The sequence below is a fragment of the Streptomyces sp. NPDC006872 genome (genome assembly GCF_040635845.1).
Lineage (GTDB): Bacteria > Actinomycetota > Actinomycetes > Streptomycetales > Streptomycetaceae > Streptomyces.
This window is the reverse complement of the sequence record NZ_JBEYIL010000003.1, coordinates 545,366-558,170: the sequence shown is the minus strand read 5'-3', so window position 1 is coordinate 558,170 and position 12,805 is coordinate 545,366. Positions and strand designations below refer to the sequence as shown.

The window sequence follows — 12,805 nt, the reverse complement described above, 5'->3', positions numbered from 1 at the left end:
TTGGTACGAATAACACGGCCGGGTTTATCTCGAGTTCTGAGGCAACCCTGAGCGACTCAGATCACTCCACACCCCGCTACAGTGCGACGCAGAATGAGGGGTACTCTCAGACGGACTACATAAGTTACCGCTTAGTAATCTCTACCGAAGTCCCTCGCAGGCCCGAGGAGCCCCCAAATGCAACTCGCCGCGATCATCGTGTCGCTGGTTCTGATCGTGGTCGGCGTGGCCCTGTTCGCCCGCGCGATCCTTCAGATCTACAACTTCATGCGGCTCGGCCAGAGCGTGCCCGCGGGCACCCGCACCGACGAGCCCGTCCAGCGCACCGTCACCGTGGCAAGGGAATTCCTCGGCCACACCCGGATGAACCGCTGGGGCATCGTCGGTGTCGCGCACTGGTTCGTGGCGGTGGGCTTCTTCTCGCTGCTGCTGACGATCGTCAACGCCGTCGGCCAGCTGTTCCAGGCCGACTGGATGCTGCCGATCATCGGCGAGTGGGCGCCGTACAACGTCTTCGTCGAGTTCATCGGCACGATGACGGTCCTCGGCATCCTGACCCTCATCGTGATCCGCCAGCTCAACAAGCCGAACAAGCCGGGCCGCAAGTCCCGCTTCGCCGGCTCCAACTTCGGCCAGGCGTACTTCGTCGAGGCCGTCATCCTCATCGTCGGCGTCTGCATCTTCATGCTGCACGCGCTGGAGGGCGCCCAGCACCATGTGGACGGCTACGAGGCCTCGTTCTTCATCTCGTACCCGGTGGTGTCGGCGCTGGAGGGCCTGGACGTCTCCACGCTCCAGAACCTCACCTACTTCTTCGCCGGCCTGAAGATCGCGACCTCCTTCATCTGGATGATCACGGTCGCCCTCAAGACGGACATGGGCGTCGCCTGGCACCGCTTCCTCGCCTTCCCCAACATCTGGTTCAAGCGCAACGCCAAGGGCGAGACCTCGCTCGGCGCGCTGCTCCCGATGACCTCGGGCGGCAAGCCGATCGACTTCACCGACCCCGGCGACGACGACGTCTTCGGCGTCTCCCAGGTCGAGCAGTTCTCCTGGAAGGGCCTGCTGGACTTCTCCACCTGCACCGAGTGCGGCCGCTGCCAGTCGCAGTGCCCCGCCTGGAACACCGGCAAGCCGCTCTCCCCCAAGCTCCTGATCATGTCGCTGCGCGACCACGCGCACGCGAAGGCGCCGTACCTGCTGGCCGGCGGCGGCAAGAGCATGGAGGGCGAGGAGAAGGCGTCCGAGGAGCAGCTGGCGGGCGTGCCCGCGGCGGCCCTCGCGGAGGCCGAGCGCCCGCTGATCGGCACCGCCGAGGAGAACGGCGTCATCGACCCGGACGTCCTGTGGTCCTGCACCACCTGCGGCGCCTGCGTCGAGCAGTGCCCGGTGGACATCGAGCACGTCGACCACATCGTCGACATGCGCCGCTACCAGGTGATGATCGAGTCCGCGTTCCCGTCCGAGGCGGGCACGATGCTCAAGAACCTGGAGAAGAAGGGCAACCCCTGGGGCCTGGCGAAGAAGCAGCGCCTCGAGTGGCTCAAGGAAGTCGACTTCGAGATCCCGGTGGTCGGCAAGGACGTCGAGGACCTGACCGAGGTCGAGTACCTGTACTGGGTCGGCTGCGCGGGAGCCCTGGAAGACCGCGCGAAGAAGACCACGAAGGCCTTCGCCGAGCTGCTCCACATCGCGGGCGTCAAGTTCGCGATCATGGGCGGCGACGAGAAGTGCACGGGTGACTCGGCGCGGCGTCTCGGCAACGAGCCGCTGTTCCAGGAACTCGGCATGGAGAACGTCATGGCGCTGAACACGGCGTTCGGCGAGGAGCTGGACGACGACGGCAAGGTGACCGAGGAGTCCCGCAAGCCGAAGTCGGCGAAGAAGATCGTCGCCACCTGCCCGCACTGCCTCAACACCATCGGCAACGAGTACCCGCAGCTCGGCGGCGACTACGAGGTCATCCACCACACCCAGCTGCTCCAGCACCTGGTGGACGAGGGCAAGCTGATCCCGGTGACCCCGGTCGAGGGCATCATCACCTACCACGACCCGTGCTACCTGGGCCGCCACAACAAGATCTACTCGCCCCCGCGCGAGATCATGACGGCCGTCCCGGGCCTGCGTCAGCAGGAGATGCACCGCCACAAGGAGCGCGGCTTCTGCTGCGGCGCCGGCGGCGCGCGGATGTGGATGGAGGAGCGGATCGGCAAGCGCATCAACAACGAGCGCGTCGACGAGGCCCTGTCCCTGAACCCGGACATCGTCTCGACCGCCTGCCCGTTCTGCCTGGTGATGCTCACGGACTCGGTCAACGGCAAGAAGAACGAGGGCAAGGCCAAGGAGTCCATCACGGTCGTGGACGTCTCCCAGCTCCTCCTGGAGTCGGTCAAGACCCCCGTCACCGACGACGAGCCCCCGGCGGGCGACGCGGAGACGGAGAGCGCGCCGGAGCCGACGCCGGTGCAGTGACGGATGCCGTGGCCGATGCCGTGGCCGATGCGGTGACGGCAGCGGTGACAGGTTCCCCATGACGGATGCACGACGGCGCCCAGGGTCACAGGACCCGGGGCGCCGTCGTGCACCCTGAAGCTCCCTCAAGGCCTGGTGAGACCCCCTGAGGCACCCTCAGATCCACCCCCTAGGGGATGTCACAGCTCGGCAGCAAACCCGTCCCCGTACGCCCCGCCCAGCCGCACGAGTCGGCCGGACCAGGTACGTTCGATGACGTGGCTGGATTCAGGATCGGACGCGGCCGGGACAACCCCGCCCCCCAAGCGCGACCGCAACAACCCCCGTACGGGCAGGCGCCCCAGGGACAGTCGGCACGGCCTTCGGGCCCGTCGTACGGCTACCCCTCGGCCCAGCAGCCGTACCCGCAGCAGCAGCGGCCGCAGTACGGCGGCACGGGCGCGGGCGGCGGCCAGTGGCCGCAGGCGAACGGCGGCGGATACGGCGGCCAGGGCGGACAGAGCGGCGACGAGCCGGAGTACTTCGGCGGCGACGCCCCGTACGGCGCGCCCGGCGGCCCCGGTGGTCCGGGTGGGCCCGGTGCTCCGGGCAACGGCCCCGGCGGCGCCCCGTACGACCCGTACGCCGCGAACAACCCGGGTCACACCCAGGCCTTCTCGGTCGACGACCACAACCAGTACGACCAGTACAACCAGGGTGGTACGTACCACGCCGGTGCGGCGGCCCCGGCGGGCCCGGTCGGTCCGCGGCTGCACTGGAAGGAACTGCTGAAGGGCATCGTCGTCGCCCCCAACCAGACGTTCCTCCAGATGCGGGACTACGCGATGTGGGGCCCCGCCCTCGTCGTCACGTTCCTCTACGGACTGCTCGCGGTCTTCGGCTTCGACGGCGCCCGCAAGGACGCGATAAACGCGACGCTCTCCAACGCGATCCCGATCGTCCTGACGACGGCCGTGGCGATGGTGCTGAGCTCGCTCGTCCTGGGCGTGGTCACCCACACGCTGGCCCGCCAGCTCGGCGGCGACGGCGCCTGGCAGCCCACGGTCGGCCTCTCCATGCTGATCATGTCCCTGACGGACGCGCCGCGTCTGGTCGTCGCGATGTTCTTCGGCGGCGACGCGTCGTTCGTACAGCTCCTGGGCTGGGCGACCTGGGTGGCGGCCGGCGCCCTCCTGACTCTGATGGTCAGCCGCTCCCACGACCTGCCGTGGCCGAAGGCGCTGGGCGCGTCCTCGATCCAGCTGCTGGCGCTGCTGTCGATCGTGAAGCTGGGCACGTTCTAGCACCTGACGGACACCGGCCAGTAGTACCTGGCAGACACCGGCCAGTACCTGGCGGACACCAGTAGGGCCCTCGGCGGGTGGCCGGGGGCTCTTGGCATGCCGTCACCGAAAGCGAGATTTCACGAACACACGGCTGGACAAACCAGCCGAACAGTCGCATGTCGCACCATCATAACTACAGAGCGTAATATAATGTGACTGTTCCCTACAACCAAACCTCTTACGAGGAGTGTGCGTGAAAGCTCGCTTTGGCATGAGGCGGGGAACGGTGCTTGTGGCCGCCCTGCTGGTCGCCCTCAGCGCCGCGACCCTTCCGGGTTCGGCAGCCGCAAACACGGACGACAACCAAGCCCACTCGGACCACTGGGGCGTGATCGCCCGCAACACGATCGGCTCCCCCGTCGCCGAACTCCGCAACGGACCCTTCGGCCCGTTCGGCACGCCGGCCGCTGTCGCCAGACCGCCGTACGGGCGAGGCAGCCTCGGCATCGAGGTGGCGAACAACTCCACCACGCTGACCCCTCCCAGCGAGAAGGTCGACTTCGGCAATGAAGTGGACTTCTTCGGCCAACAGGTGCTGCGGGTGCGGCAAGTGGGCTTCCACGTGTTCCAGACGAACGAGAACGTCGGCTACGGAGGCCCGACGAACATGCCGAACATCAGGTTCGAGATCGACCCGGATGTGACGTCCACCGACGACTACTCCACGCTGGTGTGGGTGCCGAACGCATCCCCGGTCACAAGCGGCTGGAGCCCGTTCATCGACGCCACGAAGACCGGCTACTGGTACCTCACCGGCAACGAGACGAGCTGCACCCAGGCCGCCCGCTGCACCTTCACCCAGCTCAAGGCCTCGTTCCGCACCCTCCAGGCAAGGCCGACCATCTACACGGTCGCCGTGGGCAAGGGACGGGACTTCATGTGGATCGGCGCGATCGACGGCCTCCGACTGAACGACCACATCTACGACTTCGAGCGCTACGGCGTCAGGGCGATTCGCGTGAAGTGACGCGAAGGAACGAACACACCCGGACCTGACCGGGCGGGGCCGCCACCAGAATGGCGCCGGCCCCGCCCCACCCCACGCCACACGGGCCGCCTTCCCGCAGCAGGTACTTCCGAGCGGGCGACCGGCCAGGGTACTTCCGCGTGACCGGCAGGCCGGCACAGACAGAGCCCGTCCGGTGTCGTTCATGGTGATTGCGACCGTCCGCGAGTGGTACGCCGAGGAAGGGTGGGGCGTGCTCGACTCCCCCGAGACCCCCGGTGGCTGCTTCGGCCACTACGCCGACATCCGGACGACGGGTCACCACACGCTGTCACCCGGACAGCAAGTGGACCTCACGTGGGAAGCCCCCGGCTTCAAACAGGACGATTACGACTACCGCGCGGTCGATATCGTGCCCCGGTCAACCTGAAACAAATCCACACCTGACATCAACGACGGTGCACGCCCGCTGCTCACCTCGGTGCGACATGCGGAGCTGGTGGTCACGGCAGCAGCGAGTGAGCAACCGCCAACCGCACGGCCGTCCTCCGAGCCGCCGACGTCGGATCGACCGCTGAGGCTCCAAGGCAAGGCCTGCGCGGTGCGCACCCCTATATACATACGTCAGCCGGCTACTCGGCTCAGGGCCCCAACGCTCAGGCCCGACGCCGTACCAGTCGATCCAGGGTGAACCCGCCACCTCTCATCGGGTACGGGCCGGTTCAGGGGCAGCCGATTCGGCAGCGGCCGCGATGTTGCGGGCCATGCCGCCGAAGACCGCGGCGTGGAAGGGGGCCACGCCCCACCAGTAGGCGTGCCCGGCCAGACCGTGCGGATGGAACAGGGCCCGCTGCCGGTACACCGTGCGCCCCTGTGGATCCCGGTCGACGGCCATCTCCAGCCAGGCCAGGCCCGGCAGCCGCATCTCCGCGCGCAGCCGGAGCAGCCGGCCCGGCTCGATCTCCTCCACTCGCCAGAAGTCCAGGCTGTCGCCGATCCGCAGCCGGGTCGCGTCCCGGCGGCCCCGGCGCAGGCCGACACCACCCACCAGGGTGTCCAGCCAGCCCCGTAGGGACCAGGCCAGCGGCGAGGAGTACCAGCCGTTCTCGCCGCCGATCGCCTCCACCACCCGCCACAGCGCACGCGGCGACGCCGCGACCGTCTGCTCGCGGTGATCCGTGTAGAGGCTCCCGCCCGCCCAGTCGGGGTCGGTCGGCAGCGGGTCGCTGGGGGCGCGAGGAGTGGAGGCCGAGGACCACCTGGTGGCCACGTCCGCGTCCCGCACGCGCCGCAGAGCCAGTCCGATCGCCCGATCGAGGGTGAGCGGCCCCTCCGGCGGGTCCGGCACGTAACGGACGATGTCCCGCTCGGCGCAGACCACCTCGTGCTTCAGTGACTCGACCAGCGGGCGCGCGAGAGCGCCCGGCACCGGGGTGACCAGACCGACCCAGAGGCTCGACAACCGGGGGGTGAGCAACGGAACGGGCACGATGACGCGTTTCGGCAGCCCGGCGACGGCGGCGTACCGCCGCATCATCTCCTGGTACGTGACGACGTCCGGCCCACCGATGTCGAAGGCCCGGCTCACCTCGTACGGCAGCCGCGCGCAGCCCACGAGGAGGCGGAGCACATCGCGGACGGCGATCGGCTGGATGCGGGTGCGCACCCAGCTCGGGGTCACCATGGCGGGGAGCCGCTCGGTCAGATGGCGCAGCATCTCGAACGAGGCCGAACCCGACCCGATGATCACTGCCGCCCGCAGTACGGCGGTCGGCACGCCCGAGGCCAGGAGGATGCGGCCCACTTCGGCGCGGGACCTCAGATGGGGTGAGAGCGCGTGCTCGGGTACGCCGACGGGGGTCAGCCCGCCGAGGTAGACGATCCGCCGGATTCCGGCGGCACGCGCCTGCTCGCCGAAGATCCCGGCCGCGCGCCGGTCGGTCTCCTCGAAACCCCGCCCGGTGCCCAGCGCGTGCACCAGGTAGTACGCGACGTCCATGCCCTCCATGGCCGCGCGCACGGACGCCTCGTCCGTCACGTCCCCGCGTACGATCTCCGCCCGCCCGGCCCACGGATGGTCCCGCAGCTTGCCGGGCGAGCGGGCCAGGCAGCGCACCGAGTACCCCGCCGCCAGCAACTCCGGCACCAGCCTGCCGCCCAGGTAACCGGTGGCGCCGGTGACCAGACAGCGCAGCGGCCGGTCGTCGTCGGTCATGCCGATCGCACGCATGCCGGTCTGGTGCGCCTTGTCCGGCGACGGCCGGCGGACCGGGCCGCAAGAAGCGTCATGGCTCTCATGTCTTCCCTGGATGCGCCCCTCGGAGGGGCTCTGTCGCTGTTCCCCTGAGGCCATGCTTGGGGCCGAGGGCGAGCACCGCAACCTCGCAGTCGCGACGACGCTCTGGACCGGCCCGGGTGACGATGCGGTCCGGTCGGCGCAAGTGTCGCGTGCACGTATGGCCCGGCTGCAGACAGCGCAGCAGCGCCTCCGCGCCGACCGCTACGGCGAAGGTGATGAACCCACGTCCCTGGCCGAGGACGGTTGACACATCGCTCGCAGCCCAGATGACCAAGGGTCTTCAGTCGACAGCCCTGTGCCCTGCACACGCGGAAGCAGCCGCAAGAACCCGCAGGTCAGAGCGCATCCTTAGACGGAGTGATCGGCTCCCCCGACTTACGTACTACAGGCAGGACGCTCCACGGAAAGTTGATCCAGTCGTCGGTCCGCTTCCACACGTACTCGCACTTCACGAGCGAGTGCGACTTCTCGTAGATGACGGCACTGCGCACCTCGGCGACGGCGTCCAGGCAGAAGTCGCGGACGAGCTTCAACGTCTTGCCCGTGTCGGCGACGTCGTCGGTGATCAGGACCTTCTTGTCGGAGAAGTCGATGACGTTGGGGACGGGCGCGAGCATGACGGGCATCTCGAGGGTCGTCCCCACCCCGGTATAGAACTCCACGTTAAAGTTAAGAGGCGCAATCACCAAGCAATATGCCCGGCTATTGCGCCTCAACTCAGCACCAGCTCAGCACGTGTGGCCGAGTCAGCACCAGCTACGCCGTGCGGATCCGACTCAGCGACTCGGACAGATCACGGGCGACGGCCCGCGCCACGGCACCCTTGATCCGCTCTTCGGCACCCGGAAGGAGATGGATGTACACCTGTTCGGTTGTCTTGCTACTGGCGTGCCCCATCCATACGGCCAGCTCCGGGAGTGGGACGCCGGCCGCGATGGCCACCGAGGCGAAGTAGTGCCGGAGGGACTTGGGGGTGAGACCCCTGTGCCCCAGGCCCGCATCCTCGATCGCCTTGTTCCACCGGACGGCGAACGTCGTCCGCGACGGGAAGCGGTTGGCGTACGTCTCGGACTCGTAGAACCATCCTTCGTCGCCCCAGGTGCCATAGGTGGCGATGTGAGCGCGCCACGCTTCGTCAGTGATCTCCGGGACCGGGACCTTGCGACCCGTCCGAGACCACTTCACCTCATCCCGGATCGCCGTTCCACGGCCCGCGCCCTCGTTCGCACCGAAGCTGGAAAGCTGGGCGTTGACCTTCACGAAGCCGGTGCCCTGCTCCCATTTCTGCTCGCACAGCGCCAGGGCCTCACCGACCCGGAGACCGCACCCCGCCATGCTCCAGACCACCGAGCGGTAGTAGGGCTTGATCTCCTCGAAGATCGCCTCGACCTCACCGCTTGTCGGCACTTCGGCCGGATCGATCGGACGGTAGGCCGGATCCCTGCGCTTGCGCGCTTCTGCCTTCTTGCAGGGGTTACGCGGGATGATCTCGGCGGTCCAGGCGTACTTGAAGAGCGAGGCAAGGACGACCTTGCGCGTGTGGATGCCGTACGGCTTGTACCCCTTCTCTTTCTGGAGCGTCTCCCACTTGGTGATATCACTGCCAGTGATGGAGGCGATGGGGCGCGGACCGAAGAACTCGGCGTAGTGGTTCTTGTAGATGCTCACGTACTGTGCGCGCGAGGACACCGCCAACTGATCTTCGTCCGAGCCCGCGTTCAGCCACTCGTCCCAGACGTCGGCGAACGTCCTCTTGGACTGCTCAGGGTCGATGTACGACCCGGTGTCCTTGTCGCGTTCAACCTTGCGCTCCCACTTGGCAGCTAACTTCTTGCCGGTCGCGCCCGATTCGAAGGTTTTCTCTCGCTGCCGCCCCGAGCGGCCACCAGGCTCACGCCAGCGGGTCACCCAGGGATGCGGGCACCGGTCCCATGCCGTGACGGGACAGTCACACCGCTTGATGATCGAACCCATGACAGGGTCCCCCTTCGCTCGATCTACTCAGCACCAATATTCTATACGTGCTTATTAACGACGTGTCTGCTTAACCAGGATTCCAAGTCCCTTTCTCGGAAGCGGAGATGCTTGCCGACGCGGTAGCCGGTCAGCCCCCACGCCCTCCAGTTGCCGTAGAGCGTGTGCAGGGACACCGACAGAAACTCGGCGGTCTGAGCAGGCGTCAGAAGCCGGTTGGAGCCTCCTCTCATGAGCGGACAGCCCCCTTGCACTCGTCTCGGACGGCCTCTCGGTTGTGGGCGAGATCTTCGGCGATTCCGGCGGCAATGAGGGCCGCGCCCGAGGTGTGGCCGGATCCGATGTAGCGCCAGCGGCTTTCCGTGATCGTGTCGGGAATGTCGGTGTGACCGACGTGTTGGGCACGTTCGGCGCGAAGTGCCGCGTAGGTGGTGGAGTAGGCGCGCGACTTGGTGAGGATGTGGCCCCGGTACCCGAGGGTGTGAGACCAGGCGCGCAGGTGCAGCGGCTCGTACTCCGGGAGGCCGCCGAGACGCCAGCAGGCGCGCATGAGCGTACGGACGTGTTCGCTCACGGGTACCGAAGCGACGTCGTCCCAGGTGGTGATCCTGTGGTCAGTGCCGGCGCCGGTCTCGTCCGCACCCTTGGTGACGTACTTGGCGACGTACGCGGCCACAGCGTCATCGTCGGGACCGTCGCCGTCCGCCCGGAGAGGACGGATGTCGATCTGAGGGCCCCAGGTGAGGGCAAGTTCGCCGACAGCGGGACTGTAGGGGGTCCGGACCAGGACGCGCCCGGCGGAGGACCGTACAGCGTCGGCCAGACGCTCGGCAGTGCCCCAGGCCGGGGGTTCGTCGTCCGGTCCGTTCGGTCCGTCGAGGCGGACCACGGCATGGATGTGGACGCCGGCCCGTTTCTGGTACTCGGCGACGCGGGCGAAGGACAGGCGGGCGTGAGCGGCGAAGCGGGACTGCACGATGCCCGCAGAGGAGGCGAGCCGACGCCGGACGTCGATCACGAAGCGGTCCCACAGCTTGGAGGCGTGCGCGTGCCACAGCACGTGTGCTGTGTGGTCGTAGCAGTCCAGGCAAAGGGGTTGGCCCACGACAGGTGTGTCCGGCGTATGGACCGCGCCGCAGCCGAGGGGACGGCCGTGTTCACAGGTTCCGCCGTCGCGCCGGGGGCGGCATCGTTCGCCAGCGCGATGGACCGGGCCGAAGGATGGAGCGGTCAGGGTGACGAAGAGCCGGGGCCGGTGGCGGACTGTGGCGGGTACGTTCTTGCCGCCGAGGAGGCCCGCCCGGATGAGATGGAAGGTGTCGCCTGCGTGGAGTCGGGAGCAGGCCGGGCAGATGGTTGCGCGGCGGTTGCGGCAGCGGATGAGGAGGCGTTCGCCGGGTTCGTCGCGGGTGTCGTAGCGGCGGAGGATCTCGCCCGTCTCGCCGTCCAGGGTGGTGGTGGAGCCGGAGAGGTGGACGGGGTGGGAGCAGCCGCCGGTAGCGGTGATCTGCTCCAGCCAGCGCGAGAACTTGGGGTCCTGGGCGAGGCGTATGGCATCACGGTCGGTTTCGGTGAGCTGACGCAGGCGCGCCGCGCGGTCGAGGGCGGCGCGCCTGTCAGCCGGGGTGAAGTCCGGGGTGATGGTGGTGACCTTCCGGGGTGGGCCGCCGCAGCGGCACGGATGTGGGTGGGTGGTGCGAGGTGGGTCATGGGGATCACTCCCTTGACTGGTCGGGGCGGCGGGACGGGTTCAGCGGATGGTGCCGGTACCGCGGCAGACGCGGCAGCGCCGGATCCGCCCCGTCCAGGTCCGACGGGCACCGTCGCCCTTGCAGTACGGGCACCTCACGCGAGGCATAGGCATGACTGGGGTGTCCTCTCTGCTCAGGTGTGGGAGAAGCCGCTGATGAACCAGGTCACGAGGCCGTGGATGGTGAAGACCACGGGGGTCTGGCCGAGGTAGACGCCGAAGAGGCCGACGCAGACCGCTTCCCAGGCGCGGACGTCGCGGGAGCGGACGAGGAGGACGGTGATGATCCCGAAGATCACCGCGAACGTGAACGCCGTACCTTCGCTGATCACTTGGACTCTCCTTCCAGCGCTGCGAGGGCGCGGGCGACGAGGGGCAGTTCCGGGGTCATCGCGGCGTATTTCCGGGCCGTGGCCACGGCTTCGTCGGTGGGGGTGAGGTGGGAGCGGGCGCGGCTCCATCCGCCGTCAGGGCCGGTACACACGGCCACCCCGCGCTCTTCCGGCGTGATGGATTGGGCGACGGCAACCGCGTCTTTGTTGAGGTCGCCGAGGGTCATTTCCGCCGTGCCGGGGTCGTTGACCCGGTGGCAGATGCGGCCTCCGAGTTGGGCGCGCAGGGCGGTGACGCCGGGGCCGAGGTCGGATCCGACGCGTTGGCCGGCCACCACCAGGTGGATGCCGAGGGCGGCTCCGAGCTGGGCGAGCCGCAGCAGGAGGGTCGAGCACTGTTCGGCTTCCGCCTTGCTCTCGCGGGTGCCGTCGGACAGGTACAGTTCCGCGATCTCGTCGACCAGGACCACGACCGGGACGGGGCGGAGCTTGTCCGGGAGCTCCCAGACGGAGCGGACCCCTGCCGACCGGCAGGCGCTCATCCGGTCGTGCATGTCGACGACGAGGGCGGAGAGGACCGCGACCGCTTCCCGTCGCGAGGTGGCCAGCGCGCTGAGCCGTGCGGTGAACAGGCCGAGTTCCATGCCGCCCTTGCAGTCGACGGCGACCAGGGCGACGCGTTGTGTGGCGAGTTGGGTGATGAGCCGGGCCATCAGGGTGGACTTGCCGGACCGGGTGGCCCCGGTGATGAGCCAGTGCGGCACGAGCCGCAGGTTCATCACCCACGCCCCGCCCGTCTCCAACGCCCCGATGAGGGCGGAGAGGAGTTCGGCCGGGGCCGTGACTAAGCCCGGCCGCTCCAGCGGGTCATGGGCCATGGCGGTCAGCAGCACGAGCCCGCGTTCCGGCGAGGTGACCCGCACCGCGTGCACCTTCCAGGCGTGCACGAAGGCGTCCGCCGCCTTCAGGTAGGTCGCCGGGGTCTGCCCCGCATGCAGCCGGATCGTGAGCGTCAGGCCCATGGGGGTGGCGCGGGGGAAGGAGCAGCGCGGAGCCACCGGCCGCACCGGGTCGCCCTTGACCAGCAGGTGACCGACGAGGGTCCGGGCCGGAAGCCGGGACACCGCCAGGTCGTTGAGGACAGAGACCCGCCGCCAGGTGCAGGCCACCCGCCAGGCAGTCACCGGGTAGCCGACGAGGTACCAGTCCCAGACCGGCCGATGCCGGCGCACCAGGTCGCCGACCACGAGCATCCAGGCCAGCACGGCCAGGGCGAAGGCGAGCACGATCGGCCCCATCACGCATCACCGCCCTTGCCGTGCGCGGCAGTGGCACGGACGGGGGTGATGGCGTCGGCGCGGAAGCTGACGCCGTGGCGGTCGCCCATCGCCCACATGAACGCCATGAGCCCGGTGACCTTGACGATCTGTCCTTCTTCGATGCCGGTCGGTTCGCCGCTGACGGCGATCTCGATGACGGAGATCCGCCGCCGGTCCTGCCGCACGGTCACGGCCACGGTGTAGACGGGGTTGCCGTCCCGGTCCCTCTTCACCTCCTGTGTCTCGGAGTTGCTGATCTTCACTTCCGGCGCGATGGCGCACCGCAGTACGCCCAACCGAGCCGTGTCCACGGGAATGGACTGCATGATCTTTGGCCTCCTTGGCCAGTCGAGACGCCAGTCTGGTACTGACGTCACTTGTCCTTACG

Annotated in this window: 12 protein-coding genes and 1 pseudogene; 5 read left to right on the top strand and 8 right to left on the bottom strand. The window is 68.4% G+C overall.

Features of this window, described 5'->3' with window-relative positions:
* Window positions 1-177: 177 nt before the first annotated feature.
* The 4 genes from ABZ725_RS11535 (at window position 178) to ABZ725_RS11520 (ending at window position 5,173) form a co-directional block, all read left to right on the top strand.
* Entirely contained in the window at window positions 178-2,472 is a 2,295-nt protein-coding gene (locus ABZ725_RS11535) for a (Fe-S)-binding protein (protein WP_358802473.1), read from the top strand.
* 176 nt (window positions 2,473-2,648) lie between these two features.
* Window positions 2,649-3,755, top strand: coding sequence for a Yip1 family protein (locus ABZ725_RS11530; RefSeq protein ID WP_358802472.1), 1,107 nt, complete (start codon window positions 2,649-2,651; stop codon window positions 3,753-3,755).
* A gap of 235 nt (window positions 3,756-3,990) precedes the next feature.
* Window positions 3,991-4,764 (top strand): hypothetical protein, encoded by a 774-nt coding sequence (locus ABZ725_RS11525; protein ID WP_358802471.1) that lies wholly within the window; start codon window positions 3,991-3,993, stop codon window positions 4,762-4,764.
* 184 nt (window positions 4,765-4,948) lie between these two features.
* Window positions 4,949-5,173 (top strand): cold shock domain-containing protein, encoded by a 225-nt coding sequence (locus ABZ725_RS11520; RefSeq protein WP_358802470.1) that lies wholly within the window; start codon window positions 4,949-4,951, stop codon window positions 5,171-5,173.
* Between the two features lie 273 nt (window positions 5,174-5,446).
* On the opposite strand, the gene ABZ725_RS11515 is transcribed toward ABZ725_RS11520, so the two are convergent.
* Window positions 5,447-6,958 carry an SDR family oxidoreductase gene (locus ABZ725_RS11515; RefSeq protein WP_358802762.1) on the bottom strand — a complete coding sequence of 504 codons (1,512 nt, stop codon included), beginning with the start codon at window positions 6,956-6,958 and terminating at the stop codon, window positions 5,447-5,449.
* 136 nt (window positions 6,959-7,094) lie between these two features.
* Between ABZ725_RS11515 and ABZ725_RS11510 the strand changes: the two genes are divergently transcribed.
* Window positions 7,095-7,289, top strand: a complete 195-nt coding sequence (locus ABZ725_RS11510; RefSeq protein WP_358802469.1) for a hypothetical protein — start codon at window positions 7,095-7,097, stop codon at window positions 7,287-7,289.
* An 88-nt stretch (window positions 7,290-7,377) separates the two neighbouring features.
* Here the strand turns inward: ABZ725_RS11510 and ABZ725_RS11505 are convergent.
* The 7 genes and pseudogenes from ABZ725_RS11505 to ABZ725_RS11475 form a co-directional block, all read right to left on the bottom strand.
* A pseudogene (locus tag ABZ725_RS11505) lies at window positions 7,378-7,707 on the bottom strand (phosphoribosyltransferase family protein); the annotation flags it as partial.
* Window positions 7,708-7,798: 91 nt separating this feature from the next.
* Window positions 7,799-9,016, bottom strand: coding sequence for a tyrosine-type recombinase/integrase (locus ABZ725_RS11500; RefSeq protein WP_358802468.1), 1,218 nt, complete (start codon window positions 9,014-9,016; stop codon window positions 7,799-7,801).
* A gap of 41 nt (window positions 9,017-9,057) precedes the next feature.
* Entirely contained in the window at window positions 9,058-9,249 is a 192-nt protein-coding gene (locus ABZ725_RS11495) for a helix-turn-helix domain-containing protein (protein WP_358802467.1), read from the bottom strand.
* On the bottom strand, window positions 9,246-10,601 hold the full coding sequence (locus tag ABZ725_RS11490; protein WP_358802761.1) for a replication initiator: 1,356 nt from the start codon (window positions 10,599-10,601) through the stop codon (window positions 9,246-9,248). The genes ABZ725_RS11495 and ABZ725_RS11490 overlap by 4 nt, the downstream gene beginning before the upstream one ends.
* A 299-nt stretch (window positions 10,602-10,900) precedes the next feature.
* Window positions 10,901-11,098: a hypothetical protein gene (locus tag ABZ725_RS11485; RefSeq protein ID WP_020130201.1), complete on the bottom strand. Its 198-nt coding sequence runs from the start codon at window positions 11,096-11,098 to the stop codon at window positions 10,901-10,903.
* Window positions 11,095-12,396: an FtsK/SpoIIIE domain-containing protein gene (locus ABZ725_RS11480; RefSeq protein WP_358802466.1), complete on the bottom strand. Its 1,302-nt coding sequence runs from the start codon at window positions 12,394-12,396 to the stop codon at window positions 11,095-11,097. Before ABZ725_RS11480 ends, ABZ725_RS11485 begins: the two co-directional genes overlap by 4 nt.
* Complete coding sequence (locus tag ABZ725_RS11475) at window positions 12,396-12,743, bottom strand: hypothetical protein (RefSeq protein WP_358802465.1); 348 nt, start codon at window positions 12,741-12,743, stop codon at window positions 12,396-12,398. Before ABZ725_RS11475 ends, ABZ725_RS11480 begins: the two co-directional genes overlap by 1 nt.
* Window positions 12,744-12,805 lie beyond the last annotated feature (62 nt).

Bases quoted from the DNA above. Each gene is read 5' to 3' on its own strand.
- ABZ725_RS11535 (WP_358802473.1), top strand. From the start codon at position 178: ATGCAACTCGCCGCGATCATCGTGTCGCTGGTTCTGATCGTGGTCGGC.
- ABZ725_RS11530 (WP_358802472.1), top strand. From the start codon at position 2,649: ATGTCACAGCTCGGCAGCAAACCCGTCCCCGTACGCCCCGCCCAGCCG.
- ABZ725_RS11520 (WP_358802470.1), top strand. From the start codon at position 4,949: ATGGTGATTGCGACCGTCCGCGAGTGGTACGCCGAGGAAGGGTGGGGC.
- ABZ725_RS11515 (WP_358802762.1), bottom strand. From the start codon at position 6,958: ATGACCGACGACGACCGGCCGCTGCGCTGTCTGGTCACCGGCGCCACC.
- ABZ725_RS11510 (WP_358802469.1), top strand. From the start codon at position 7,095: ATGCTTGGGGCCGAGGGCGAGCACCGCAACCTCGCAGTCGCGACGACG.
- ABZ725_RS11500 (WP_358802468.1), bottom strand. From the start codon at position 9,016: ATGGGTTCGATCATCAAGCGGTGTGACTGTCCCGTCACGGCATGGGAC.
- ABZ725_RS11495 (WP_358802467.1), bottom strand. From the start codon at position 9,249: ATGAGAGGAGGCTCCAACCGGCTTCTGACGCCTGCTCAGACCGCCGAG.
- ABZ725_RS11480 (WP_358802466.1), bottom strand. From the start codon at position 12,396: ATGGGGCCGATCGTGCTCGCCTTCGCCCTGGCCGTGCTGGCCTGGATG.
- ABZ725_RS11475 (WP_358802465.1), bottom strand. From the start codon at position 12,743: ATGCAGTCCATTCCCGTGGACACGGCTCGGTTGGGCGTACTGCGGTGC.